Origin of the sequence: Hasllibacter sp. MH4015 (genome assembly GCF_020177575.1) — a bacterium.
Taxonomy (GTDB): domain Bacteria; phylum Pseudomonadota; class Alphaproteobacteria; order Rhodobacterales; family Rhodobacteraceae; genus Gymnodinialimonas.
In genome coordinates this window covers 63,667-87,909 of sequence record NZ_JAHTBK010000001.1, presented here as the reverse complement: position 1 = coordinate 87,909, position 24,243 = coordinate 63,667, and the positions used below count along the sequence as shown (strand labels likewise).

Below are 24,243 nucleotides of genomic sequence, written 5' to 3'. Positions count from 1 at the left end.
TCAACCGGGGATGTGGGGTTCGATCAGCGCACGCAGGGACGGCGGGGCGGGTTGCGATTTGAACTGATCGGCGATGATGAAGACGCAGGTAAACGCGCCCTCGAAACAGGTGGTGCCGTCCTGCACGCCATCGACCCGGAAGGTCACGGACTTGGTGCCAAGGCGCGAGGGCCAAGTGTGGCATTTGAGGATGTGGCGCGGCGTGACGGGGGATTTGAAATCCATCTCCAGCCGCACGAAAGGCGTGCCGACATTGGTGTCGATCTCCATATGATACCAGCCGCCGGGCCCGTGATGTTCGGACCACCAGGCGTCGATGGCATCAAGCGCGAACCACGGAAGCCGCGCGGTATAGGCGATCTTGGCGGGGTCGCAATCGCCCCAGGTGACACGCACATCATGGACGAAGGCACCGTCGGGGCGCGGTTGCATTCAGGCGGCCTTGGCTTTGGGTTGCTGCACGATCTCCTGCGCCCAGGGGATACCCAGATCTTCGGGCATGTCGGGGGAAGACGCGTCGTGGATGCAGCGTTCGCCGACCATGGTGGCGCCCTGTTCCAGCAGCTTCTCCATCAGGATCTTGGAGCCGAAGGCGAAGGTCTCGGAAAACACCATGTCGCCGAGCCCGAAGATGGCGAAGCGCACATGGCTGAGGTCCTGGCCCGTCTCCACGATCTTGTCGTAGAAGGGCTGCGCCGTCACGGGCAGGTCGCCGTTACCATAGGTGGACGTCACGAAGAAGTAGAACGTGTCTGCATCGAGCGTGGCGGGATCGACTTCTCCCAGGGACGTGATCTCACAATCGAACCCGTCGCCCAATGCGTCGCGGATATCCTCGCACAGCATCTCGGCCGAACCGGTTTCGGTGCCGAAGAGAAAATGAATGTTCATAGCTTTCGTCCTTTGGGTCGGGTGGCGGGACACGTCCCGCCAGGCCACGATCATGCCATGTGCAGCTTCACGTACTCGAAATCGCCCGGCTTGTTGTCGATGCCGACCTTGGGCGGCGCGATCCAGCCGGCATATTCACCAGGCTCGTAGCAGGGCACCATGAGCGACTGGATGAATTCGCCGTCGGCCTTGGTGGGCAGCCAATTGTCCTTGTTGGCCTGCCAGTCCACCTCGCTGATCAGGTTGCCCTCCGGATCGGCCTTGATGGCGGAGAAGACACCGATCTGGCGGTGGAAGGCCTGGTCCGGCAGCTTCAGCTCGAACTCGATGCCGGTGCGCTGGATCATCTTGTTCCAACGGCGCAGGCCACCGGAGGCATCGCGGATGTAATCGTCGCGCAGGCGCATGTTGATCGCGGTCAGCGCGGGCACCTCCTTGTCGAGAATCTTGCCGTCCTCGATCAGCTTCACGACATAGGTTGCGTCCTTCAACTGGTGATCATCGTCGATCCGCTGCTCCATGTAACGGCCCTTGATGCCCGCGTTGAAAGCGTTGGCGGCATTCGTCGAAACTTCCTGCCCGAACAGGTCCAGCGACAACGAATAATGCATGTTCAGCTTCTTCTGGATCGTCGGCAGGTCGATGACGCCCAGATCGCGCACGCGCCCGATATCGGTGGGGTCGGTGATGCCCGCCTCCGCCATCGCCTCACAGGTCCGTTGCACGATGCGGCCCACGCCGGTTTCCCCGACGAACATGTGGTGGGCTTCCTCGGTCAGCATGAAGCGGCAGGTGCGGCTGAGCGGATCGAAGCCTGATTGTGCGAGGCTTTCCAGCTGCATCTTGCCGTCACGGTCCGTGAAGTAGGTGAACATGAAGAAGCTGAGCCAATCCGGCGTCTCCTCGTTGAAGGCGCCGAGCATCCGCGGTGCCTCGTCCGATCCGGAAGAGCGGCGGAGCAGGTCATCGGCCTCTTCCCGGCCATCCTTGCCGAAATACTTTTGCAGCAGATAAACCATCGCCCAGAGGTGGCGTCCTTCTTCAACATTCACCTGAAACAGGTTGCGCATGTCATAAAGCGACGGCGCGGTCAGGCCGAGGAAGCGTTGCTGTTCCACGCTGCCCGGCTCCGTGTCGCCCTGGATCACGATCAGGCGCTTGAGCATGTTGCGGTATTCGCCCGGAACCTCCTGCCACGCGGGCTGGCCCGCGTGCTCACCCATCGGAATCGTGCGGCCTTCCACGGGCGGTGCAAGCAACACGCCCCAGCGGTATTCGGGCATCTTCACGTAATCGAATTTCGCCCATCCCTTGGGATCGACGGAGACGGCGGTGCGCAGATAGACCATGCTTTCCTGGAAATTCTGGGGGATCAGCCGGTTCCACCAATCCAGATACCCCGGGTGCCATTTTTCCAGCGCCTTCAAAACCTTGCGGTCCTGGCCGAGGCCGACGTTATTGGGGATCTGGGTGTCGTATTCAACGTCTTGTGCGGTCATTGTCTATCCTCCCGGATGGTGGGTTGCACCCACCCTACAGTGTCAATCGGGTACGGCCTCGCCGAGTCCCGTAGGGTGGGTGAAACCCACCGTTGCGCGGGCTACACCCGTTCCATGTCGTATTCGCCGCGGATACCGCTGCCATAGCGTTGCAGCGCGCCGTTTTCGCCCACGGCGTTGGGCCGGTTGAAGATCCAGTTCTGCCAGGCCGTCAGCCGCCCGAATATGCGGGTTTCCATCGTCTCGGGACCTGCGAAGCGCAAATTCGCCTCCATCCCCGTCATCGCATCGGGGGAGAAGCTGGCGCGTTCTTCGAGGATGATGCGAATCTCATCCTCCCAATCTATGTCGTCCATGATCATCGTCACGAGGCCGTTCTCCTCGGCCTCGGCCGCGTCCATCGGCGCACCGATCTGGTCCTGCATCGCATCGACCGCGTCGGGGGTGGCAAGGAAGCGTGTTTGCAGCCGCGTCAGGTCATTGCCCATCGGGTAGGCGCCGAAATTGTCCAGTGTCAGGGTGATGGTCGCCATCGGGCGATTGTCGCCCTCGAACTCGTCTTCCATCATGTAGGATCGGTCGGCGGCCCAGATCAGTTCCGCCAAGACCCCCGCGAAGCAGGAGCCATGCTCCACCAGCGTTACGAGGCTGCGCGAGGTCACGTCGAGCCGTTTCAGGGTGCGCTTCCAGTAATGGCGGATTTCATTGGCCAGCCAGTGATCGGCATTGTCGCGCAGAAGCGCCTCGTGCGCGATCAGGCGAGCCGGGTCGCCTTGCGTACGCAGGGTCCAAAGGCCGCATTCCATCTCGTTCAGGCGCAGATGCAGGATCGCATCCTCGAACTCGCGGGCCAAGCGTAGCATGTAGGATTGATCGCCCTCGGCATGGAGTGCGTCCATATCCGCCGGGGCATCGGCATCGGGGCCGTTCAGCGTAATGGTCGCGGTGCGCGCGGCGCGGTCGACCTGCACCTTGACAAGCGAATAGGCGATGGACCCGTCATCGGAGAGCGTCTTTTGCAGGGGCCCGAGCGTGATGCCCTGCGCATCGCGGGGATTGGCCGCGGCGAATTCCCGGGCGCGGTCTGCCACCACCTTGTCGAAGGTGGAATTCGGCACGACCTCATCCACAAGCCGCCACTCGACGGCGCGCTTGCCCTTCACGCCTTCTTCCGTGGCGCAGAACACGTCCGCCAGATCGCGGCGCACCTTGCGCTTGTCCGTCACACGGGTCAGGCCACCTGTGCCGGGCAGCACCGCCAGAAGCGGCACCTCTGGCAGGGAAACGGAGGAGGTCGCGTCATCCACCAGCATCAGGTGGTTACAGGCGAGCGCCAGTTCGTAGCCGCCGCCCGCGCAGGCGCCCTTGATGGCGGCCACGTATTTCTGGCCCGATTCCGCCTCCGCCGCTTCATAGGCGTTGCGCGTCTCGTTGGTGAATTTGCAGAAGTTGACCTTGTGGGAATGGGCCGCCCCGCCCAGCATCCGGATATTGGCACCGGCACAGAACACCTTGTCCTTGCCCGATTGCATGACGACGACCCGCACTTCCGGATGCTCGAACCGCATCCGCTGCACGATGTCATTAAGCTCGATATCGACGCCTAGATCGTAGGAATTGAGCTTAAGCTGGTAGCCCTCGAACAGGCCGCCATCTTCGTCAACATCCATGGTCAGCGTCGCCACCGGGCCATCGTAGTCCACGCGCCAATGGCGATAGCGGGACGGGTCCGTCTGAAAGTCGATGACCTTGGACATGGGAATCTCCTGTTGCGCGGATGCAGGATAGCGCAGCTTGCGCCCGAGGCAAGCGTTATAGTGCGCTTTCCTGCGCTAAAGGTGCAGATTTTTCTCTAGATGATGCGATATTATGCAAATAGCCAATCGGAGATCGCGGACAGGACGGCATCTTGGCGTTCCAGGTGCGGGCTGTGCCCGCATGGGTCTAGCATATGGACGCGGACGTCGCGGGCACGGGTGGAGATCACGTCGATCTGGGCTTTCGTCCCGTATTCGTCCTGTACCCCCTGGATGGCGAGGATCGGACAGGTGGTGTCGTCCAGAACCTCCGCCACGTTCCAGTCACGGAAGCCCGGCGACAGCCACGCATCTGCCCATCCACGGAAGGTTGCGCGCGGGTCCGTGTGGTAGCGCGCCATGCGCTCGGGCAGGTCGGACGTGTCGAAGCGGCGTGCGGCGCGGGCGATTTCAGCCAGGCCCATCTCTTCGGTGAAGAAATGCGGCGCCATCAGGGTGACGCCGCGCAGGCCGCCCACAAGCCCGGCATGGATCGCGGCGATGGTGGCGCCGTCGGAATGGCCGACAAGGATCGGGCGGTCGAGGGCGAAGGCCGACAGGACCTGCGGCAGAACCTCCACCGCTTCGTGCGTCATCCAGTCGAGCGGGCGCGGCAGATCATCGGCATCCGAAAACCCGTAACCCGCGCGCGAATAGGCCAGCACCGGCAGGCCCGTCGTCTCGACCAGCGCTTGCGGAAACCCACGCCAGAGCGCGACGGACCCCAGACCCTCATGCAGCAGAACGATCGCTGCCCCGCCGGACGGGTCCGGACCCCAGCAGCGATATTCGAGCCGCCGGCCGTGTGCGGTGACGAAGCCGTCGCCCCACATCAGCCGCGCAGCTTGAAGCGCTGGATCTTGCCGGTCGCCGTCTTGGGCAGATCATCGGCGAAGGTGATCCAGCGGGGATATTTCCACATGCCGATCCGGTCTTTGACGAAATCCTTGAGCGCCTGTTCCTCCGGTCGCTCTGCCCCGTCTTTCAGCACGACATGGGCCGCGGGCTTGTCGAGGCCCTTATCGTCGGCGCGCGCCACGACGGCGGCTTCCAGAACGGCGGGATGGGCGATGAGCGCGCTTTCAACCTCGAACGGGCTGACCCAGATGCCGGAGACCTTGAACATGTCGTCGGTGCGCCCGCAATAGATGTAGCGCCCGTCGCGATGCTCATACTTGTCGCCAGTCCGGGTCCACATCCCCTCGAACGTGGCTTGAGACTTGGCGCGCTTGTTCCAGTACCCGTCGGCCGAGGACGGGCCGCGCACCAGCAATTCGCCGACCTCCCCCTCTGCCACGTCTTCGTCATGCTCATCGACCAGCCGCAGATCGTAGCCCGGCACGGCGGTCCCCGATGTGCCGTAGACGCAATCGCCGGGGCGGTTGGACAGGAAGATGTGCAGCATCTCGGTGGAGCCGACACCGTCCACGATCTCCGTCCCCGTAAGGCGCTGCCAGCCGTCGCCCACATCCTTCGGCAACGCCTCCCCCGCCGAGGTACACAGGCGCAGTTTGTGATCCGGCGGGCCATCGGCGGCCTGCACCATGGCGGCGAACAGCGTGGGCACGGCGCACAGGATCGTGGGCCGGTGCCGCGCCATGATGTCATAGACGGCATCCGGCGTGGGTCGCCCGGCAAAAAGCACCGTCGTGGCCCCCGCCGACATCGGAAAGGACACGGCATTGCCCAGACCATAGGCGAAGAACATCTTGGCGACGGAATAGACAACATCATCTTCCCGTATGCCCAGAACCTGATCGCCAAACGTATCGCAGGTGGCCTTCAGCGCGCCATGGACGTGGCGCACGCCCTTGGGCTGACCCGTGGAGCCGGAGGAGTAGAGCCAGAAGGCCAATTCATCTTCGCCGGCCTCAACCGTCTCTACCGGCTCTGCCCCCGATATGAAGTCGCGGTAGCTTTCCGTCATGTCCGGTGCATCGCCGATCACGAGGATCGCGCGCAGGTGGCGATTGTCGCGGGTGGCGGGCTCGACGATTTCCCACATCTCCTCGGACACGACGAGGATGGAGGCGCGACTGTCGGTGAGGATCGAGTCGTAGACATCCGCCGACAACAGCGTGTTGAGCGGCACCGGGATCGCGCCCGCCTTGATCGACCCCCAGAAGATCACCGGCCACTCGATCTGATCGCGGACGATCATGGCGATGCGTTCTTCGCGCCGGACGCCGTGCCGATAAAGCGCGCCCGCGAACCGCGCCGCATGGTCGTGCAATTCGCCGTAGGTCAGGCTGCGCTGCTTGCCGTCGGCCTCGATAAAGGCGGTCTTGTCGGCGCGGCCTTCGCTGAGGTGACGGTCGACGAAATGGAGGGCGGCGTTTCCTTGCATCGGCTTCTCCCTGTCTCAGCGCACGCGCAGGATCACGGCCATGGCCGAATCCCCGGCAGCGCAGCCCTGGAACAGGCCGGTGCCGCCGCCGCGTTGCACGAGTTCTTCTATAAGTTCGATCATCGCCCGCAGGCCCGTCGGCCCCTGCGGATGGCCCCAGATCAGAGAGGAGCCGAAATTGTTCATATTCTTCCAGTCGATCCCGAAGGCGCGCGCGAAGGCGATGTCGTTTACGGCGAACGGGTTGTGGGACTTGATCGCATCGACCTGATTGATCAGCAGGCGCGCCCGGTCGAGCGCGGCGATGCTGGCCTTGATCGGCGCGGCGGGCATGAAACCCTTCTCCTCGCGCGCCTGGGCGATGGCGATGATTTCCACGGCGGGGCCTTCGCCGATCTCGCGCGCGCGGTCGGCGTCGGCCACGACGACCATGCCCGCATTGCCATCGGCGGGATGCGTTTGCCCCGCGAAGGTGATCGTGCCGTCGCGCATCACCGGCTTGAGCGTGGCAAGCTTGTCCGCGTTCAGCGGCTCCACCCCCTCATCCGTGGACAGCGTCGCGATGGTCTTGCGATAGCGCGCATCGGGCACGTCGATCACCGGCATGTAACGGCGCTGGAACGCGCAATCATCGGCCAGCGCGTCGTCGTATTGGGCGCGGCGGCAGGCGACGACATCGTGCTGTTCCGCGGTCGTGATCCCTTCGCGGGCGGCCACGTTCTCCCCCGTCTGGATCATGGCATTGCAAGCCCAGGGATCGTGGCCGAAATTGTCCATCACAACGTCTTCCTTTTCGCCCGTGCCACCGGGGGCGTGGGGCGCGGGGAAATAGACATGGGGGCCATTGGAAGTGCGATCCCCCGACACGATCAATGCTTGCTGTGCGCCTTGCGCAATCTCCCCCACCGCAGTGGACAGAAGCCGAGCCCCGGTGGCACAGGCCTGGCTGACCATGGGCGCGGCGAGACCTTCGGCCCCCAGCATCGCCGTAAACCACGGCCCGCCGAAAAAGCTCCCTCTCTGGATCACGGTCTGCCCGAAGGCGGCGAAATCGAAGCTGTCGGCGGGGATGTCCATCCGGGCCAGCTGCGCCTTGCCCACATGGGCCGCGAATTCGACGGAGTTCAGATGCGCAAGGCTGCCCTGCCAGCGGGCGAATGGCGTGGACCAATAGGCGCCATAGGGGATGAAGGGCATCAGGACGCTCCTATCGGGAGGGAGGCGGGATCGGCATCGTCGTAGAGGCGGTCGATGACATCCGCGCGGCGGGCCTTGATCTTGGCGAAATTCAGGTTGCCCTTGGCCGTGATCTCTCCATCCGCCATCGAGGGCGGCTCGGACAGGACAAGGGCGCGGGTGATGCGGGTGGACGAGCCGCCGGTGAAGGCGGAAAGGGCTTGCACGATCGGCATGGGATCGGCGGGCAAGAGCGCCTCCCCATCATCGCGGGCACTGTCGCGCAGCGCCGGGGCAGGTACGATCAGGATGCCGATTTCCGCGCGTCCGTCGCCGGTGACGATGACATCCTGCGCCAGGCCCTTCAGCGCGCTCAGCACGTCCAGCCGCAGGGCGGCGGCGCGGACCCACGTGCCGGTCATCAGCTTGAAGTCTTCCGATATCCGGCCATCGAAACGGAGGCCCTGATTGGGGTTGGCAGGGTCGACGAAGGCCATGGCATCGCCGGTCCTGAAATAACCCTCATCATCGAACGCCTCTTCCGTCCGGGCGGGATCGTTGAGGTAGCCGGTGAAGATGGAGGGGCCTTTGACGCGGACCTCGTAGCGGTCGTCGGTCGGGATCAGCTTCACGTCCACGCCCGGAAGCGGCACGCCAACAACGCCGGAGCGGTCGGTCGGTTCATGTTGCAAAAGCGCGGCGGGTGCGGTTTCCGTCAGGCCCCAAGACGAGGTGAAGAGTGGCATGTCGCCCCTCACGTCGCGGGCCATCGCCTCCAGATCCGCCCAGACATCCTGCGGTAGGGAGGCGCCGGCATAGAACAGCATGTCGAGGTCTTCGAAGAAGGCGCGGGCGAATTCCCGGTCGCCGCGCATCGCGTCACGCAGGGCGGCGAAGCCCACCGGAACGTTGAAGGAGATCGTGCCCTGCTTGATGCGATTGTTCTCGATCGTCTTGCCGATGAGCGCGGGGATCGGCTTGCCCCCGTCGATATAGAGCGCGCCGCCATTGGCGAGCACCAGGTTGAAATTGTGCGATCCGCCGAAGACGTGGTTCCAAGGCAGCCAATCGACCAGGACCGGGGGACGTCGGGTCAGGAACGGCAGGCAGGCCGCGATCTGCGCCTGGTTGGTGCACATCATCCGATGGGTCGTCAGCACACCCTTGGGCGCTGAGGTGCTGCCCGATGTCATCAGGATCTTGGCGACGCTGTCCGGCGTAACGCTCACATCCAGCGCCCCCGCCACGCCCGCCAGATCGTCCAGCGTGCGCCCCGGCCCGTGGGCCATGAGCGGACGGGCATCGCGCAGGGCCTCCCGGTCGAACACCTCCGACAATGCCGCACCATCCTCCGCAAAAACCGCGGCAGGGCGGATCAGGCGGGCGATGTGGTCCAGCTGCGCGCGGGCGGCGGGGATGGCGGCATATTGCTCGGCCACCGGCGCGAAGGGGACGCCTGCATATTGCGCGGCAAGCGCCAGCAAGGCGTGGTTGACGGAATTGCCGGTGACGATCAGCAGCGGGCGGATCGGGCCAAGGCCCATATCCAGAAGCCCCACGGCCATGGCGCGCGCCTGGTCCCGGGCGGTGGCATAGCTGACCTCCCGCCACCCGTCCCCGGCGCGTTCGGCGATGAAAACCGCGTCGGGCGTTGTCTCCGCCCAATGGTCCAGCCAATCGGTCGTCCGCTTCACCACCGGCCCCAGCACGGCGCGGGCGGACAGGTGGACGGAGCCATCGGGGCGGTCTTCGCGGATTACGTCATGGGGTTGATGGTTCACGGCAATCCCTCCGCATCCTCCGTCGCGGCCCGTGCGCCCGGGCCGGCACGTTCCACTGCGTTCAAACCTTTTGTGAGGGCGGCGAGGGCCTCGTCGGACAAAGCGCAGGTCATGCGAGTGTCGAACGCCTCCAGCGCCGCGCGGGCGCGCGCGTAATGATCCGCCCCGGCGGGCGTCGGATGAAGCTCGTAAGCGCGGCGATCCATGTCGGCGCGGCGGCGCGTGATCCAACCCGCCTTTTCCAGCATGTCCACGATCTGAACGAGGTTGGGCCGCTCGATGGCGAGCACTTCGGACAGGTCGGCCTGCCGCAGACCGGGCTGGCCCACGATCACCGACAAGACGGAATAGGAGGCGCGGCGCAATTCGAAGGGCGTCAGCACGGCGTTCACCGCCCCCATAATGGCGCTCGACGCCCGCTGGATATTGTACCCGATGAGGCGGCGCAGATCGGCGTCATAGACGGGCCGGTCACTGGCGGCATCGGCATCGCGCGGGGGCGCCGCCTTATCTGCGACCGCCCGCGTCATTGAAAATTCGGCGCGCGTTTTTCGAGGAAGGCGCGAAACCCCTCCTCCGCATCCGGGGACGTCTGGGCGAGCGCGGTACACAGAGCCTCGGTAAAGAACCCTTCCTCTGGCGCCATGGCGTTGATCCGCGCGACGCCTTGGATTGCGAAGTAATTGGACAGACGCGCATTGGTGGCGATCTGGCCGGCAAGCTCCAGGGCGCGGGCCATGGGATCATCCGTGACATAATGGGCCAGACCCAGCGCCGCGCCCTCGGTGCCGGAATAGCTGCGCCCGGTCAGCATCATCTCCGTCAGGCGGTCCGGGCCGATGATCCGACCCACGCGCACCGTCGCGCCGCCACCCACGAAAAAGCCACGCTTGCCTTCGGGCAGTTGGAAGATCACGTCGGGTGCCGCGATGCGCACATGGCAGGCGCTGGCCACTTCCAGCCCGCCGCCGATCACCGCACCGCGCATCGCCGCCACAACGGGCAGGCCGCCGAACTGCACCCGGTCGAGCTTCGCGTGCCACATCCGGGAATGGGCCATGGCCGCATCGGTGGCACGGTCCACTTGTTCCGCCAGATCAAGGCCCGCACAGAAATGATCCCCCGCCCCCGTCAGGATCGCCACGCGCACGCCTTCGGGCGGGGCATCGAAGAACGCGGCCAGCCGCGCGATCTGCGCGTCATTCATCGCGTTGCGCCGGTCCGGACGGTTCAGCGTCAGCGTGGCGATGGGCCCGTCGATGTCGATCAGAAGGTCACTCATCTGGGCGGCAACCTCGTGGCACCGTCAAGGCGAATGACCTCTCCGTTTAGATAGGGGTTCTCGATGATCGCCGCGACCATCTGCCCAAACTCTGCCGGGTCGCCCAAACGCGCGGGGAACGGCACATTGGCGACGATGGCCTTCGTCGTCTCTTCCGGCAGGCTTTCCATCATCGGCGTGTTGAACAGGCCCGGCGCGATGGCATTGACCCGGATACCGGGCTTGGCCAATTCCCGCGCCAGCGGCAGGCACATGGACGCGATGGCCCCCTTGCTGGCGGCGTAGGCCGATTGGCCGACCTGTCCGTCCTGATAGGCGGCGGAGGCCGTGTTGATGACGACGCCTCGTTCGCCCGTGTCCAGCGGCGGAAGGTCCATCATCGCCTGCACCGCGTAGGTCATCACGTTGTAGGTGCCGATCAGGTTCACGTCGATCACCTTGCGGAAGGTATCGAGGGAGGTCTTCCCCTCCCGCCCGACGATCCGCGCGGCGTATCCCAGCCCCGCGCAATTCACGCAGATGCGCGCCGCCTGCCCGAACCGGGCCATCACACTGGTCACCGCGGTCGCGGCATGTTCGGCGTCGCTGACATCGCATTGCTGGGAATAGCCGCCGATCTCCGACGCGATGTCGCGCGCGCGGTCGCCGTTGAAATCGAGGATCGCCACGTCGGCCCCGCGTGCCGCGAGGTAGCGCGCGGTGGCTTCCCCAAGACCGCTGGCCCCCCCGGTGACGATGGCCACCTGTCCGTCGAGTTGCATCGGACCTCCCCCCCTTTTTGGTGCGCTACCGCCTTCGGCTACTTGAGCGCTGGTTTTGCTGCGCTACCGCCTTCGGCTACTTGAGCGCTGGTTTTGCTGCGCTACCGCCTTCAGCCACTTGAGCGCTGGTCGTTCGCGCGACCGCCTCCCGGCTACTTGAGCGCGGCGGCCCTCCCAAGCCGTCGATTCTGTATCGTTATACTACATAACTATCTTACGACGTCACCACGTGATAAAAGCCAGCGTGATGACCGGGAACGCCACCAGAAGCACCACGCGCAACAGGTCGGACGCCACGAAATAGAGGACGGCGCGATAGGTCTCCGTCATCTTGGTGGTCTTCTCCATCGCGTTGATGACGAACAGGTTCATCCCCACGGGCGGCGTGATCAGCCCCACCTCCACGACGATCAGAACCAATATCCCGAACCAGATGGCGATTTGTTCGGAATTGATGCGGTTGAGCGCGCCCTGGTTCACGCGGCGCAATTCCAGCGCACGCGTCTGGTCTCGGACCAATTCCTCCCCGTTGGCGAGGGCGGTGAGGATCGACCGGAACATGTCGTCCTCCATCTCGAAATGGCCCTCGATCAGCGCCATCGTGGCCAATTGCGCCTGGTCGAGGCTGCCGCCTTCGCGGAACGTGTCGATCAGACCCTGGGCCATGGCGGACGTTACCTCCGGGACCATAGCCATGGCCTCCACCGCGCGGGCGGTGTGCAGGTCGATCATGGTGACGAACCCGAAATCGAGCCCTTCCATCACCGGCCAGAAAATCGGGATCGTCAGCAGGATCATCGACAGGCTGTCCATGAAACAGCCGAGGATCAGGTAGAAGACGAGGATCAGGATCAGGATCGTGTACGGCGAAAAGCCGGAGGTCGTGACCCATTCGGCGATGCCCTGGGGCACCTGCGTCAGCGCGAGGAACCCATTGTAGAAGGCCGCGCCGAGGATGATGAAGAAGATCATCGCCGTGGCGCGCGCGGTGACGATAAAGCTTTCGGTGAAGGTCTCTCGCGTCAGCCCACCATTGAACCATGCGATCAACCCGGTGCCGAGCGCGCCGACGGCCGCGCCTTCGGTCGGCGTGAACCAGCCCGCGTAGATCCCGCCGACCACAAGGCCGAAGACCACGAGAACCGGCCAGATCTTCGCCATCGCCACGAAGCGTTCGCCGTAGGGCATGCGCGGGCCGACGCCTGCGCTTTTCGGGTTCAGGCGCACGTAGATGGAGATCGCAAGTACATAGCCGAGCGCCGCGATGATGCCGGGGATGAAGGCCGCAAGGAACAGCTTGGCGATATTCTGTTCGGTCAGGATGGCGTAGATCACCAGCACCACGGAGGGCGGGATCAGGATGCCGAGCGTGCCGCCCGCCGCCAAGGTGGCGGTGGAAAACCCGCCCTCGTATCCGTAGCGGCGCAGTTCCGGCAGGGCGACGCGGCCCATCGTGGCCGCCGTTGCCAGCGATGATCCGCAGATCGCGCCAAACCCCGCGCAGGCCCCCACCGCCGCCATCGCCACCCCGCCCTTGCGGTGGCCCAACCACCCCTCTGCCGCCTTGAACAGCGCCTGGGACATGCCGCCGAGGGTCGCGAAATGGCCCATCAGCAGGAACATCGGGATGATGGACAGCGAGTAGCTGGAGAAGGTCGTGAATGTCTCGGACTTCAGGCGACCGAACGGGATCTGCGTGTCGCCGGTGACAAGGATCAGCCCGACAAGGCCGGTGACGAACATCGACAGGCCGATAGGCACCCGAAGGAAGATCATCAGCAGAAGGGCCGGGAAGGACAGAATCCCGATCAGCTGGTCGGTCAATGCTCCGCCCCCAGGTCAGGCGGAAGGATGGCGCGGCGCGTGACCAGCTCAACAATGCGCACGACGGAGATATAGGCCGCCACGATGGCGGCAAGGACCGCGCCCACAAGGCTGATCGCGTAGGAATACCAGACCGGCATCTGAAGCTCCAACGTGGTCTGGCCGGAATTGAATTTCGTAAGCAGCCCGCCGTAAAGCTGCGTCGCGATCAGGATCAGGACGGCGGCGAAGATCAGCTCCGTCACCGCGCGCAACACGCGGTTGGCGCCGTCCGACATCTGCGACGTGAAGATATCGACGGAGGCGTGGCCACCGGTGATCTGGCAGATCGGAATGAAGGAGAAGATGACGAAGGCGATCCCGGCCTCGATCAGTTCGAATGTTCCGAGCATCGGGCCGACGCCCGCGTCGATCATCCATTGGCCGAGACCGGCCATGGTCCCGGTGTCGATCATCCAGAAGAAGACGCGATCCGCGGCGCGCATGACCACATTGAACACGGTCAGCAGCACAAGCACCGACAGCATGAGGCCACCCAGAATGGCCAACAGGCGCGACAGGAACAGAAGTGTGCGGTACATCACCCCTCCCAAGGTGCACCGGAGGATCGGGCTGCGGCGAGGTTTCCGCCGCAGCCCTGTTCGTCAGTTGGCCTTACTGGCCCGCATTGGCGCAATCGCCTTCCATCAGCTCACGCGCGCGGTCGATCAGGGCCTGTCCGTCCAGACCGCTTTCGCCCACATCGGCGATCCAGCTGTCATAGATCGGCTCCACCACTGGCAGCCAATCGGCTTCGACCGATGCGGCGTCGACCATGATGATGTTGTTGCCCGCATCCACGGCCAGCTCACGCGCCGGGCCATCGGCATCGGCCTGTGTGCCACCCGCGAAGATGGAGAAGTCGAGGCCCGAATTCTCGTCCAGGATCTGCTGAAGATCCTCGGGCATCGCGGCGTAGGCATCGTTGTTCATCGCCAGAACGAAGGTCAGGGTGTAGAGGCCGTTGCCCTCGAACCCGGTGTGGTTTTCCACCAGTTCCGGCACGCGCAGGGCGGCGGTGACTTCCCACGGGATCGTCGTGCCATCCAGAACGCCGCGCGACAGGGCTTCCGTCACAGCCGGAACCGGCATGCCGACGGGCGTGGCCCCGGTCAGCTCAAGCAGCTGGTTCACGAGGCGGGAGCCGCCGCGGATCTGCATGCCTTCCAGGTCCGCGGGAACCTCGACCGGATCGACCGTGTGGAACATGCCGGGGCCGTGGACCCAGGTGCCCAGAAGATGCACATCGGAGAATTCTTCCTGCATGCTTTCTTCGTACATCGTCCAATAGGCGCAGGACGCGGCGCGCGCATCGGCGACCATGAAAGGCAGCTCGAACACTTCCGTCGACGGGAAGCGGCCCGGGGTATAGCCCACAACCGTCCAGACGATATCGGCCACGCCGTCGATTGCCTGATCCATCAGTTCGGGCGGGGCACCGCCCAGCTGCATGGAGGGATAGCGTTCGATCTCGATCCGACCGCCGGAGGCTTCCTCCACCTGGTCGGCCCAGACGTCGAGGACCAGCGCGGGCACGTTGGCCTGGGCCGGCAGGAACTGGTGCAGGCGCAGCGTGACTTCCTGGGCCAGCGCACCGCTGGCGACAAGCGCGCCCACGGCCACTCCGCCAAGCGCGGTCAGCAGGGTTTTCTTCATCATATCAATCTTCCTCCCATTGGTTGTATCGGTGGGCGGGTTCGTCCCGCCTCGGGTTCCGAATATTGCGCGGGCCATCGCTGACCCCCGGATCTGGTTAGTAACGAACCACAACTATTATGATATGTCACCATATTTTGCCCGGCCACGGATCGTGGCCCGTTTTTCCACGATATCGCGCCTGTCTTACCCAAAATTCGGCCCCGAAGAATCAGACCGTTCACTGAAACCTACACCAAGCCGGGCCGCGCGATATGGCAATCGCACCGCTTGGTGCATGCGTGCGTGCACCGGGGTCGCCGTCACGGGCGCGCCTCGACCGCCGATATATCGGGCGGCCCCAGCGCATCCATCAGGTCAAGGAACGTGGCGCGACAGGAGATTTCCGCGCGCATGTCTCCCAAAGCCGCCTCCGCCGCCGGGTTGGACCGCAGGATCAGGCGCCGCCAGCCATGGAGGACGAGAACCCGAAGGGCGAACCGATCCTCAGCCCCGTCGGGCAACGGCCCGATTGCCCGCAAAGCGGCATCCAGCTCGGCGAATTCTCGGTCGCAGGCAGCGTCTTGCACGATGTCGCGCACCCAGTCCGGCAGCGCGCCGGAGGCCGGATCGGCGCGCAGCCACTCGCCCGGCACATCCGCCAAATCCCCGCTGACCAACGCGAAATTGCGGGAGATCGGGACGGCGGACATTTCGCGCGGCAAGAGCGTCAGGGCGTCGGGCGCATCGGGCGGAAGGCCCACGAGCAACCAAGGTGCGCCCGTGTTGGCCCGCCCGTAGATGCGGTCCGCCACCGCGCGGGTCTGGGCCAGCGCGCTCTCGGACAGGCGATGATACCCGACCCGCCCGTCCCGGCGGCTCAGCGTCCAGCCGTCGCGTTTGAGCCGGTGCAACGCCACACGCATCGCCTGCGGCTGCAATCCGATCCGCTCCACCAGCCGCGACAGGGCGAGGCCCGAGACATCCCGCGCGCCGTCCTGGCTGATATCCCCCAGGCATGTGACCAACACCGACCACAGCTTGAGCGTGCCGTCGCGGGACAAGGCATCGGCCAGCGCGCGCACCGGATCGGAATCGCGGGCATGCAAGGGCGTCACGTTCATTTGGCCACCATGGTCAGAAGCTCGTATTCTGCCACCGCGTCGCCGTCTTGATTGCGCACATGGGCATGCCAGCGGACCTCACCGTACACATCGTTACGCGACTTGCGGTCCATGACGGTCAACTCAACAATTATCGTATCGCCGGGGCTGACGGGTTTGAGGAACCGCAAATTGTCGAGGCCGGTATTGGCAAGGACCGGACCTTCCGCGGGTTCCACGAACAGACCGGCGGCAAAGCTGAGGATCAGGTAGCCATGGGCGACGCGACCCGGGAAGAACGGGTTTCTCTTGGCCGCATCCTCATCCATGTGGGCATAGAATGTGTCGCCGGTGAAATGGGCGAAGTGCTCAATATCGTCGAGGGTTATTTCGCGGGCTTCGGTGGTGAGGGTCTGGCCGTGCGCAAGGTCGCCGAACCGCATCCGGAACGGATGGGCTTCCGATGGCGTCTTGGTCGCCCCCGGCACGAAACGCCCCGTCACAGCCGTCAGGATGTCCGGCGAGCCCTGCACCGCCACGCGTTGCATGTAATGTTTCACGGCGCGGATACCGCCCAGCTCCTCCCCGCCGCCCGCGCGCCCAGGCCCGCCATGGGTCAGGTGCGGCATCGGTGCGCCGTGGCCCGTCGCCTCACTCGCCGAGTCTCGGTTGTTCACGTAAACCCGCCCGTGCCAGGCGCCGATGCCCTGCACCACCTCCCGCGCCACGTCGCCGGAATGGGTGATGAGGGAGGCCACCAGCGATCCCTCCCCCCGGTTCGTCAGCGCCATGGCATGATCCAGATCGCGGTACGGCATTAGAGTGGAGACGGGGCCGAAGGCTTCCGTCTCATGCACGATCCGCGCCGCATCGGGATCGGCGCAATGGAACAGCATCGGGCACAGATACGCACCGTTTTCGGTATCGCCACCGATCTCGCCCTCGAACACCAGTTCCGCCTCGCGGTTGATTTGCGCCGTCTTCTCGCGGACATCGCGCTGCTGCGACATGGACACCAACGGTCCCATCGTCGTCCCGGCATCGCGCGGATCACCTACCACAACCTTCGACAGTCGCGAGGACAGACGATCGACGAGAGGCTGGAGGAGCGGCCCGGGCACCATAACCCGCCGGATCGCCGTACATTTCTGACCCGCCTTGGTCGTCATCTCGCAGGCGATTTCCTTCACCGCGATCTCGAATTCCGGGCTCTCCACCGTGACATCCGGCCCCAGAATGCTCGCGTTCAACGAATCCTGCTCCGCCGTGAACGGCACACCGCGCGGCAGGGCATCGGCGACGATGCCCGCCGTTTTCGCCGAGCCGGTGAATGTCACTGCATCCTGCGGCCCGAGGTGGTCGAGCGCGTCACCCACACCGCCCGTCACCAATTGCAACGCTCCGTCGGGCAGAACGCCCGCCTCCAGCATCATCCGCACGCACAGCTCCGTCACATGGGCCGTCGCGGTGGCAGGTTTCACGATGCTCGGCACGCCCGCCAGAAACGCGGGCGCGATCTTCTCCAGCATCCCCCAGACCGGGAAATTGAACGCGTTGATGTGGAATGCCACGCCCAATCGGGGCGTGTAGATATGCTGCCCGCCAAAGGCCCCGGTCTTGCCTAGAGGCTCGAACCCGCCATCGAGCAGCACGTGACCTTCCGGCATCTCGCGGCGTCCCTTGGAGGCAAAGACAAACAGCGTCCCGATCCCGCCGTCGATGTCGAAGCCATGGTCCGCCTGCGTGGCACCTGTCGTGAAGGACAGATCATACAAGGCCTGCTTGTTCGCGTTCAGATGCAACGCCAGCGCCTTGAGCATGCGCGCGCGGTCGTGGAAATCCATCGCGCGCAACGCAGGTCCGCCGACCTCCCGCGCGTAGCCGACCATGCCCGCCACATCCAGCGTGTCATTGCCCGCTTCGGCGATCACCTCGCCCGTGGACGCATCGGCGATGGGCCGCGCGCCCGGTCCGGCCGCGATCCAGACACCCTTCGCGAAGCTGCCAATGCGTTGCATGATTTCCCCCTCCCGAAAAATCTTGTAACACTTTGCGCGATGCGGCAGGGTCGCGCAATAGGGAGTTTGGGAGGGCTCGGGGATGACGCCAAAGGAGCGTGCGCAGCGCAGCGCCGATGCGATGTGGGCCGGCGACCGTGCGTCGGCGTGGGTCGGCATGGAAATCGTGGAGATCGACGAAGGCCGTGCGACGCTCACCCTGTCGATCCGCGAGGACCATTGCAACGGCCACGGCATCGGCCATGGCGGCGTCACCTTCATGCTGGCCGACAGCGCCTTCGCCTTCGCGTGCAATTCCCGCAACGTGGCCACCGTCGCCCAACACAACAGCATCAGCTTTCTTGCACCCGTCCGCCTTGGCGATACGCTGACAGCCGACGCGCGCGAGATCACGCAATCCGGCCGTTCCGGCATTACCGATGTCACCGTCACCAACCAGGACGGCGTGATCGTCGCCGAATTCCGCGGCGCCTCCCGCGCCATCGGCGGGCACCTTTTCGAGGAACACAGATGAAAGACCTCACCCCATCCCGCGACACGCTCGAGCCCATCGAGATCGCCTCTCGCGACGAAATCGCGAGCCTCCAGCTTGAGCGGATGAAATGGTCCCTCAGACACGCCTATGACAACGTGCCGTTCTACCGCGCAAAATTCGATGCGGCGGGTGTGCATCCCGATGATTTGCGGGAGTTATCGGACCTCGCCAAGTTCCCCTTCACGGTGAAATCAGACCTGCGTGACAATTACCCCTTCGGCCTGTTCGCTGTCCCGCGGGACCGGATCACCCGTATCCATGCCTCCTCCGGCACCACCGGCAAACCAACCGTCGTGGGCTACACCAAGGGCGATATCGAGATGTGGGGCAATATGGTGGCCCGCTCCATGCGCGCGAGCGGAACGGCCCCCGGCGACATGGTGCATATCGCCTATGGCTACGGCCTGTTCACCGGCGGCCTTGGCGCCCATTATGGGGCCGAGGCGTTGGGATGCACGGTTGTCCCCGTCTCCGGCGGGATGACGGCGCGGCAGGTCACTCTTATAGAAGATTTTCACCCGACCACGATCATGGTCACGCCGTCCTACATGCTCAACATCCTTGAGGAATATCACCGCCAGGGCATCGACCCGCGCGCGTCGAGCCTGGAGGTCGGCATCTTCGGGGCCGAGCCCTGGACCAACAAGATGCGCGCCGAGGTGGAGGAGGCATTCGACATGCACGCGGTCGACATCTACGGGCTCAGCGAGGTCATGGGGCCGGGCGTCGCCAATGAATGCGTGGAGACCAAGGACGGCCTGCATATCTGGGAAGACCATTTCTACCCCGAGATCATCGACCCGCAGACCGGCGCGGTCCTGCCCGATGGCGAAATGGGCGAGTTGGTCTTCACCACGCTCACCAAGGAAGGCCTGCCGATCATCCGTTACCGCACCCGCGACCTGACCCGCCTTCTGCCCGGCACGGCGCGGTCGATGCGGCGGATGGAGAAGATCACCGGGCGCTCGGACGACATGATTATCCTGCGCGGCGTGAATGTGTTCCCGTCCCAGATCGAGGAGCAGGTCCTGGGCGTCGAGGGACTGGCCCCCTATTACCAGATCGAATTGGTGAAGGACGGGCGGATGGACGCGATGAAGGTCCATGTGGAAAGCCTGCCGGACCATGGGGACGGGGAGGCGCAGGCCGTGCAGGCGGCGACGTTGGGGCATCGGATCAAGGAAATTGTCGGCGTCTCGGCGGAGGTGCTGGTCGCCGCGCCCGGGTCGGTCGAGCGCAGTCAGGGCAAGGCACGGCGCGTCGTGGACAATCGCGGGTAAGGGATTTCGCCCCGGCTTGCGCCGGGCCGACCGACCGGGGGAGGCCCTGCCTCCCCCGGACCCCCACCGGGATATTTCGGGCACATGGAAGACGGAGCCGATTGCGTTACAAGTTTTTCACACAAGGCCGTCGGGTGTAACATTTCATTGGACCTTGGCGGGCGATTCTGCTAGAAATCAGGCGGAGACAGGAGGCGCATCATGTATGCACAGATGGTGAAATCCGAGGCGACGCAGGACGACCCCGCGAAGCTGGCCGCGTTCCAGGCCCGCATTGACGCGGGCGACAAGATCGAGCCCAAGGATTGGATGCCGGAGGGCTATCGCAAGACGCTGATCCGGCAGATCGGCCAGCACGCCCATTCCGAAATCGTCGGCCAGCTGCCCGAGGGCAACTGGATCACCCGCGCGCCGACGCTGGAGCGCAAGGCGATCCTGCTGGCCAAGGTGCAGGACGAGGCGGGCCACGGGCTCTACCTCTATTGCGCGACGGAAACGCTTGGCGTGTCCCGGGACGAGATGACGGAAATGCTTCTCGACGGCCGGATGAAATATTCCTCGATCTTCGCCTATCCCACGCTCACCTGGGCCGATATGGGCGCGGTGGGCTGGCTTGTGGACGGGGCCGCGATCATGAACCAGGTGCCGCTGCAGCGGACATCTTTCGGGCCTTACGCGCGCGCGATGATCCGCATCTGCAAGGAGGAGAGCTTCCACCAGCGGCAGGGCTTCGACATCATGATGAAGATGTGCACCGGTACCGACGCGCAGAAGCGCATGGCGCAAGATGCGCTCAACCGGTTCTGGTTTCCGGCGCTGATGATGTTCGGGCCGAGCGACGCGGAGTCCAAGCATTCCGCGCAGAGCATGGCGTGGAAGATCAAGATGAATTCCAATGACGAGCTGCGGCAGAAATTTGTGGATCAGACGGTGCCTCAGGCGGAGTATCTGGGGCTGACCGTGCCCGACGACACGCTGGCGTGGAACGAGGAAAAGGGCGGCTACGATTTCGCGGAGCCCGATTGGGAAGAATTCTTCGACGTGCTCAAGGGCAATGGCCCCTGTTCGGTCGACCGGATCGCGACGCGGCAAAAGGCGTGGGATGACGGCGCCTGGGTGCGCGACGGGCTGATGGCACACGCGGCGAAGAAGCGAGCCGCCAAGGTGGCCGCAGAATGATGCACCTCGCCGAGATCAATATCGCGCGTCTCAAGCACGATCTGGACGATCCACGCGTGGCTCCATTCGCCGACAACATCGCGCGGGTAAACGGAATTGCCGAGCGCTCGGACGGGTTTATTTGGCGCAACGTGGCGGAAACCAGCGGTCCGATCCAAGGCAACGCGCGGATGATCGCGACCGTCTCAGTCTGGTGGTCTGTTGCGCAGTTCGAACGCTTCGTGTGGGACACTCTTCACCGTCAATTCTACCAAAAGCGCGCGGAGTGGTTCGATATTCTCGACCGCATGCATTTCGCGATGTGGTGGGTGGCGCCGGACACCCAGCCAAGCCTCGGCGACGCCTTCGCGCGGCTCGACCACCTCAACACCCACGGCAACAGCGACCATGCGTTCGGCTGGGATCACCTGCCCGACGCCACGCGGTGGCGTGACACGCAAGCAGCGCTGCAGATAGTGAGCTAACCCGATGGCAGACCAACGAGAATGGCCCCTGTGGGAAATCTTCATTCGTGGCCAGCACGGTGCCTCGCATCGGCATGTCGGCTCCCTCCATGCGCCGGATGCGGAGATGGCGATCAAGCACGCGCGTGACGTCTATACCCGCCGCAAGGAGGGCGTGAGCATCTGGGCCGTCCCCTCGGCGCAGATCGCCGCCTCCAGCCCGTCGAAGAAGGGACCGATGTACGACCCGGCGGAGGACAAGACCTACCGCCACCCGACCTTTTTCGACATCCCCAAGGATGTGGGGCCGATGTGATGCAGGCGGAGTTTCCGGAATTCCTTCTGCGCATGGGGGACAACACCCTAGTCCTCGGCCATCGCCTGTCAGAATGGTGCGGTAAGGGGCCGGTGCTGGAGGAAGACATCGCGCTGGCGAATACGGCGCTGGACCTGATCGGGCAGACACAGATGTGGCTCGGCCTGGCCGGTGAGGTGGAGGGCAAGGGCCGCTCCGCCGACGATCTGGCGATGTTGCGCGATGCGTGGGATTTCCGCTGCTGCCTGCTGGTGCAGCAACCCAACGGGGATTTCGGGCAGACGATCTTGCGGCAATACCTGTTCGATCAATGGCATCTTCTGATGCTTGGTGCCTTGGCGGACAGTCGCGACGACCGGATCGCAGCCATCGCCGCCAAGGCGGAGAAGGAAGTGACCTATCACACCGAACGCTCCGCGGAATTGGTGGTGGGTCTGGGTGATGGCACGGAAGAAAGCCGTGGAAGGATGCAGGCGGCGCTGGACCTGCTCTATCCCTTCGTGGGGGAGCTTTTCGTGGGCGATGCGGTGGATGCCGCGCTGGCCGCCGAGGGCGTCGCGCCTGACCCGGCCCAGTTGCGTGCGCCCTATGACACGGCGCTTACGGCCACGATGTCGGCGGCCACGCTGACCGTGCCCGACAGCCGGTTCGCCCATAGGGGCGGGCGCGACGGATCGCGGCATTCGGAACACCTCGGCCACCTCCTGGCGCAGATGCAATGGTTGCAACGGGCCTATCCCGGCGCGACATGGTGAAGCCCGGCACCGACGATGTGTGGCGCTGGCTGGATGCCGTGCCGGACCCGGAGATCCCGGTGATCTCCATCGTCGATCTGGGCATCGTGCGGGATGTGGCCTGGGCCGGGGACAGTCTGGAAGTGACCCTGACACCGACCTATTCCGGTTGCCCGGCCACTGCCGTCATTGAATTGTCGGTGGAAACCGCCCTGCGCGAACGGGGCCTCGACCATGTCACCTTGAAACGCCAGATCGCGCCGCCCTGGACGACCGATTGGCTGTCCGACAAGGGCCGCGCCAGGCTTGAGGAATACGGGATCGCGCCGCCCAATCCCGCGGGCGGGCCGGATCGCTGCCCGCGCTGCCAATCGGCGGATCTGGAACGGATCAGCCAGTTCGGCTCCACCCCCTGCAAGGCGCAGTGGCGCTGCCGGGACTGCCTGGAACCCTTCGACTATTTCAAGTGCATCTGAGCTCCCATGGCCACCTTCATCCCGCTGATCGTCACCGACATCAACCGCACCACACCGGATGCGGTGGCCCTTCGCCTGCGGCCCAAGGACGGCTCCACCCTGCCGTTCACCCAGGGCCAATACCTGACCTTCCGGCGGGAAATAGACGGGGTGGAGCTGCGCCGCGCCTATTCCATCAGCGCGGGCGTGACGGATGGCACGCTGGAGGTCGGGATCAAGAAGGTCAGGGGCGGGGCGTTTTCGACCTGGGCCAACGCGCATCTGAACGTGGGCGACGAGATCGAGGCGCTCAGCCCTATGGGCACCTTCCATACCGCGCTGGAGCCGGGTGCGAAGCGGCACTATCTGGGCTTTGCGATAGGGTCCGGCATCACGCCGATCCTGTCGATCCTGCGCTCGGTCCTGGCGGTGGAGCCGCACAGCCGCTTCACGCTGATCTACGCCAACCGCACCGCGCGGGAGGTCATGTTCCGGGAGGAGCTGGAGGACCTGAAAAACGCCCATATGGGTCGGCTCAACATCGTGCATATCCTCAAGAACGACCCGACGGGCATCGACCTTTTCACTGGTCGGATCGACGCCGCCAAACTGGACCGGATGTTCGAGATCTGGGTGGATGTCGGTACGGCGGACGCGGCCTTCATCTGCGGGCCGGAAACGGCGATGGAGGTGATCGCCGCGAAACTTACCGAGCACGGGATGGCGAAAGACGCGATCAAGTACGAGCTGTTCGCCGCACGCCAGCCCGGCCAGGTGCCGCAGCGCGAGGTTGCGGCAGAAGATCAAACCAGCACGACGGCCACGATCATCGTGGACGGCACGGCACAGGACGTGGATGTGGCCGCGGGCGAAACGCTTCTGAACGCCGCCCTGCGCGCGGGTCTCGACGCGCCCTATGCGTGCAAGGCGGGCGTCTGTTCGACCTGCATGTGCAAGGTGGTGGAGGGGGAGGCGCAGATGATCACCAATCACGCGCTTGAGGATTACGAGGTGGCGCGTGGCATGGTGTTGAGCTGCCAGGCGCTGCCTTTGGGCGACAGGATTACCGTCGAATACCAGGACCACTGAGCGCGGCGCAGACCGCTGGCACCGGATGCCTCCGGCGGATGTATTTATGAAGCAAAGAAG

General features: G+C 64.6%; 24 protein-coding genes. 8 read left to right on the top strand and 16 right to left on the bottom strand.

Features of this window, described 5'->3' with window-relative positions; translation table 11 throughout:
• The 16 genes from KUW62_RS00530 to paaZ form a co-directional block, all read right to left on the bottom strand.
• Positions 1-432 carry a thioesterase family protein gene (locus KUW62_RS00530; RefSeq protein ID WP_224813564.1) on the bottom strand — a complete coding sequence of 144 codons (432 nt, stop codon included), beginning with the start codon at positions 430-432 and terminating at the stop codon, positions 1-3.
• Positions 433-891 (bottom strand): flavodoxin domain-containing protein, encoded by a 459-nt coding sequence (locus KUW62_RS00525; RefSeq protein ID WP_224813563.1) that lies wholly within the window; start codon positions 889-891, stop codon positions 433-435.
• A 50-nt stretch (positions 892-941) separates the two neighbouring features.
• Positions 942-2,390, bottom strand: a complete 1,449-nt coding sequence (boxB, locus tag KUW62_RS00520) for a benzoyl-CoA 2,3-epoxidase subunit BoxB (RefSeq protein ID WP_224813562.1) — start codon at positions 2,388-2,390, stop codon at positions 942-944.
• A 101-nt stretch (positions 2,391-2,491) separates the two neighbouring features.
• Positions 2,492-4,147 (bottom strand): 2,3-epoxybenzoyl-CoA dihydrolase, encoded by a 1,656-nt coding sequence (boxC, locus tag KUW62_RS00515; RefSeq protein WP_224813561.1) that lies wholly within the window; start codon positions 4,145-4,147, stop codon positions 2,492-2,494.
• A gap of 110 nt (positions 4,148-4,257) precedes the next feature.
• A complete protein-coding gene (locus KUW62_RS00510) occupies positions 4,258-5,019 on the bottom strand; it encodes an alpha/beta fold hydrolase (protein ID WP_224813560.1) in 762 nt (253 codons plus the stop codon).
• On the bottom strand, positions 5,019-6,533 hold the full coding sequence (locus KUW62_RS00505) for a benzoate-CoA ligase family protein (RefSeq protein ID WP_224813559.1): 1,515 nt from the start codon (positions 6,531-6,533) through the stop codon (positions 5,019-5,021). The genes KUW62_RS00510 and KUW62_RS00505 overlap by 1 nt, the downstream gene beginning before the upstream one ends.
• A gap of 15 nt (positions 6,534-6,548) precedes the next feature.
• Positions 6,549-7,730, bottom strand: coding sequence for a thiolase family protein (locus KUW62_RS00500; protein ID WP_224813558.1), 1,182 nt, complete (start codon positions 7,728-7,730; stop codon positions 6,549-6,551).
• On the bottom strand, positions 7,730-9,490 hold the full coding sequence (locus KUW62_RS00495; RefSeq protein ID WP_224813557.1) for a feruloyl-CoA synthase: 1,761 nt from the start codon (positions 9,488-9,490) through the stop codon (positions 7,730-7,732). Before KUW62_RS00495 ends, KUW62_RS00500 begins: the two co-directional genes overlap by 1 nt.
• A complete protein-coding gene (locus KUW62_RS00490; RefSeq protein WP_224813556.1) occupies positions 9,487-10,020 on the bottom strand; it encodes a MarR family winged helix-turn-helix transcriptional regulator in 534 nt (177 codons plus the stop codon). The genes KUW62_RS00495 and KUW62_RS00490 overlap by 4 nt, the downstream gene beginning before the upstream one ends.
• A complete protein-coding gene (locus KUW62_RS00485) occupies positions 10,017-10,772 on the bottom strand; it encodes a crotonase/enoyl-CoA hydratase family protein (protein WP_224813555.1) in 756 nt (251 codons plus the stop codon). The genes KUW62_RS00490 and KUW62_RS00485 overlap by 4 nt, the downstream gene beginning before the upstream one ends.
• Positions 10,769-11,533: an SDR family NAD(P)-dependent oxidoreductase gene (locus KUW62_RS00480; protein ID WP_224813554.1), complete on the bottom strand. Its 765-nt coding sequence runs from the start codon at positions 11,531-11,533 to the stop codon at positions 10,769-10,771. The genes KUW62_RS00485 and KUW62_RS00480 overlap by 4 nt, the downstream gene beginning before the upstream one ends.
• A 222-nt stretch (positions 11,534-11,755) precedes the next feature.
• Positions 11,756-13,357, bottom strand: coding sequence for a TRAP transporter large permease (locus KUW62_RS00475; protein WP_224813553.1), 1,602 nt, complete (start codon positions 13,355-13,357; stop codon positions 11,756-11,758).
• Entirely contained in the window at positions 13,354-13,938 is a 585-nt protein-coding gene (locus KUW62_RS00470) for a TRAP transporter small permease (RefSeq protein ID WP_224813552.1), read from the bottom strand. The genes KUW62_RS00475 and KUW62_RS00470 overlap by 4 nt, the downstream gene beginning before the upstream one ends.
• Before the next feature lie 73 nt (positions 13,939-14,011).
• Positions 14,012-15,055, bottom strand: a complete 1,044-nt coding sequence (locus KUW62_RS00465; protein WP_370632819.1) for a TRAP transporter substrate-binding protein — start codon at positions 15,053-15,055, stop codon at positions 14,012-14,014.
• Positions 15,056-15,354: 299 nt separating this feature from the next.
• Positions 15,355-16,155, bottom strand: coding sequence for a hypothetical protein (locus tag KUW62_RS00460; protein WP_224813551.1), 801 nt, complete (start codon positions 16,153-16,155; stop codon positions 15,355-15,357).
• Positions 16,152-18,152, bottom strand: coding sequence for a phenylacetic acid degradation bifunctional protein PaaZ (gene paaZ / locus KUW62_RS00455; protein ID WP_224813550.1), 2,001 nt, complete (start codon positions 18,150-18,152; stop codon positions 16,152-16,154). The genes KUW62_RS00460 and paaZ overlap by 4 nt, the downstream gene beginning before the upstream one ends.
• An 82-nt stretch (positions 18,153-18,234) precedes the next feature.
• Here paaZ and paaI point away from each other — a divergent pair, with 82 nt between their 5' ends.
• The 8 genes from paaI to KUW62_RS00415 all read left to right on the top strand — a co-directional run bounded on the left by paaI (position 18,235) and on the right by KUW62_RS00415 (position 24,183).
• Complete coding sequence (gene paaI / locus KUW62_RS00450; RefSeq protein ID WP_224813549.1) at positions 18,235-18,666, top strand: hydroxyphenylacetyl-CoA thioesterase PaaI; 432 nt, start codon at positions 18,235-18,237, stop codon at positions 18,664-18,666.
• On the top strand, positions 18,663-19,967 hold the full coding sequence (gene paaK / locus KUW62_RS00445) for a phenylacetate--CoA ligase PaaK (protein ID WP_224813548.1): 1,305 nt from the start codon (positions 18,663-18,665) through the stop codon (positions 19,965-19,967). The genes paaI and paaK overlap by 4 nt, the downstream gene beginning before the upstream one ends.
• 201 nt (positions 19,968-20,168) lie before the next feature.
• A complete protein-coding gene (paaA, locus tag KUW62_RS00440) occupies positions 20,169-21,146 on the top strand; it encodes a 1,2-phenylacetyl-CoA epoxidase subunit PaaA (protein WP_224813547.1) in 978 nt (325 codons plus the stop codon).
• Positions 21,143-21,610 (top strand): DUF3291 domain-containing protein, encoded by a 468-nt coding sequence (locus KUW62_RS00435; RefSeq protein ID WP_224813546.1) that lies wholly within the window; start codon positions 21,143-21,145, stop codon positions 21,608-21,610. The genes paaA and KUW62_RS00435 overlap by 4 nt, the downstream gene beginning before the upstream one ends.
• 4 nt (positions 21,611-21,614) lie before the next feature.
• Positions 21,615-21,905, top strand: coding sequence for a 1,2-phenylacetyl-CoA epoxidase subunit PaaB (gene paaB, locus KUW62_RS00430; RefSeq protein ID WP_224813545.1), 291 nt, complete (start codon positions 21,615-21,617; stop codon positions 21,903-21,905).
• Positions 21,905-22,660, top strand: a complete 756-nt coding sequence (paaC, locus tag KUW62_RS00425) for a 1,2-phenylacetyl-CoA epoxidase subunit PaaC (protein WP_224813544.1) — start codon at positions 21,905-21,907, stop codon at positions 22,658-22,660. The genes paaB and paaC overlap by 1 nt, the downstream gene beginning before the upstream one ends.
• Positions 22,654-23,115: a 1,2-phenylacetyl-CoA epoxidase subunit PaaD gene (gene paaD / locus KUW62_RS00420; RefSeq protein ID WP_224813543.1), complete on the top strand. Its 462-nt coding sequence runs from the start codon at positions 22,654-22,656 to the stop codon at positions 23,113-23,115. Before paaC ends, paaD begins: the two co-directional genes overlap by 7 nt.
• Before the next feature lie 6 nt (positions 23,116-23,121).
• Positions 23,122-24,183, top strand: a complete 1,062-nt coding sequence (locus KUW62_RS00415; protein ID WP_224813542.1) for a 2Fe-2S iron-sulfur cluster-binding protein — start codon at positions 23,122-23,124, stop codon at positions 24,181-24,183.
• Positions 24,184-24,243 lie beyond the last annotated feature (60 nt).

What these genes read in the sequence shown, in the direction of transcription:
- paaK (WP_224813548.1), top strand. Translation starts at nt 18,663, where the DNA reads ATGAAAGACCTCACCCCATCCCGCGACACGCTCGAGCCCATCGAGATC.
- KUW62_RS00435 (WP_224813546.1), top strand. Translation starts at nt 21,143, where the DNA reads ATGATGCACCTCGCCGAGATCAATATCGCGCGTCTCAAGCACGATCTG.
- KUW62_RS00500 (WP_224813558.1), bottom strand. Translation starts at nt 7,730, where the DNA reads ATGCCCTTCATCCCCTATGGCGCCTATTGGTCCACGCCATTCGCCCGC.
- paaA (WP_224813547.1), top strand. Translation starts at nt 20,169, where the DNA reads ATGTATGCACAGATGGTGAAATCCGAGGCGACGCAGGACGACCCCGCG.
- boxB (WP_224813562.1), bottom strand. Translation starts at nt 2,390, where the DNA reads ATGACCGCACAAGACGTTGAATACGACACCCAGATCCCCAATAACGTC.
- KUW62_RS00525 (WP_224813563.1), bottom strand. Translation starts at nt 891, where the DNA reads ATGAACATTCATTTTCTCTTCGGCACCGAAACCGGTTCGGCCGAGATG.
- KUW62_RS00490 (WP_224813556.1), bottom strand. Translation starts at nt 10,020, where the DNA reads ATGACGCGGGCGGTCGCAGATAAGGCGGCGCCCCCGCGCGATGCCGAT.
- KUW62_RS00505 (WP_224813559.1), bottom strand. Translation starts at nt 6,533, where the DNA reads ATGCAAGGAAACGCCGCCCTCCATTTCGTCGACCGTCACCTCAGCGAA.
- paaD (WP_224813543.1), top strand. Translation starts at nt 22,654, where the DNA reads ATGGTGAAGCCCGGCACCGACGATGTGTGGCGCTGGCTGGATGCCGTG.
- paaI (WP_224813549.1), top strand. Translation starts at nt 18,235, where the DNA reads ATGACGCCAAAGGAGCGTGCGCAGCGCAGCGCCGATGCGATGTGGGCC.
- KUW62_RS00480 (WP_224813554.1), bottom strand. Translation starts at nt 11,533, where the DNA reads ATGCAACTCGACGGACAGGTGGCCATCGTCACCGGGGGGGCCAGCGGT.
- boxC (WP_224813561.1), bottom strand. Translation starts at nt 4,147, where the DNA reads ATGTCCAAGGTCATCGACTTTCAGACGGACCCGTCCCGCTATCGCCAT.
- KUW62_RS00460 (WP_224813551.1), bottom strand. Translation starts at nt 16,155, where the DNA reads ATGAACGTGACGCCCTTGCATGCCCGCGATTCCGATCCGGTGCGCGCG.
- KUW62_RS00510 (WP_224813560.1), bottom strand. Translation starts at nt 5,019, where the DNA reads ATGTGGGGCGACGGCTTCGTCACCGCACACGGCCGGCGGCTCGAATAT.
- KUW62_RS00485 (WP_224813555.1), bottom strand. Translation starts at nt 10,772, where the DNA reads ATGAGTGACCTTCTGATCGACATCGACGGGCCCATCGCCACGCTGACG.
- KUW62_RS00465 (WP_370632819.1), bottom strand. Translation starts at nt 15,055, where the DNA reads ATGATGAAGAAAACCCTGCTGACCGCGCTTGGCGGAGTGGCCGTGGGC.
- paaZ (WP_224813550.1), bottom strand. Translation starts at nt 18,152, where the DNA reads ATGCAACGCATTGGCAGCTTCGCGAAGGGTGTCTGGATCGCGGCCGGA.
- paaB (WP_224813545.1), top strand. Translation starts at nt 21,615, where the DNA reads ATGGCAGACCAACGAGAATGGCCCCTGTGGGAAATCTTCATTCGTGGC.
- paaC (WP_224813544.1), top strand. Translation starts at nt 21,905, where the DNA reads ATGCAGGCGGAGTTTCCGGAATTCCTTCTGCGCATGGGGGACAACACC.
- KUW62_RS00415 (WP_224813542.1), top strand. Translation starts at nt 23,122, where the DNA reads ATGGCCACCTTCATCCCGCTGATCGTCACCGACATCAACCGCACCACA.
- KUW62_RS00530 (WP_224813564.1), bottom strand. Translation starts at nt 432, where the DNA reads ATGCAACCGCGCCCCGACGGTGCCTTCGTCCATGATGTGCGTGTCACC.
- KUW62_RS00470 (WP_224813552.1), bottom strand. Translation starts at nt 13,938, where the DNA reads ATGTACCGCACACTTCTGTTCCTGTCGCGCCTGTTGGCCATTCTGGGT.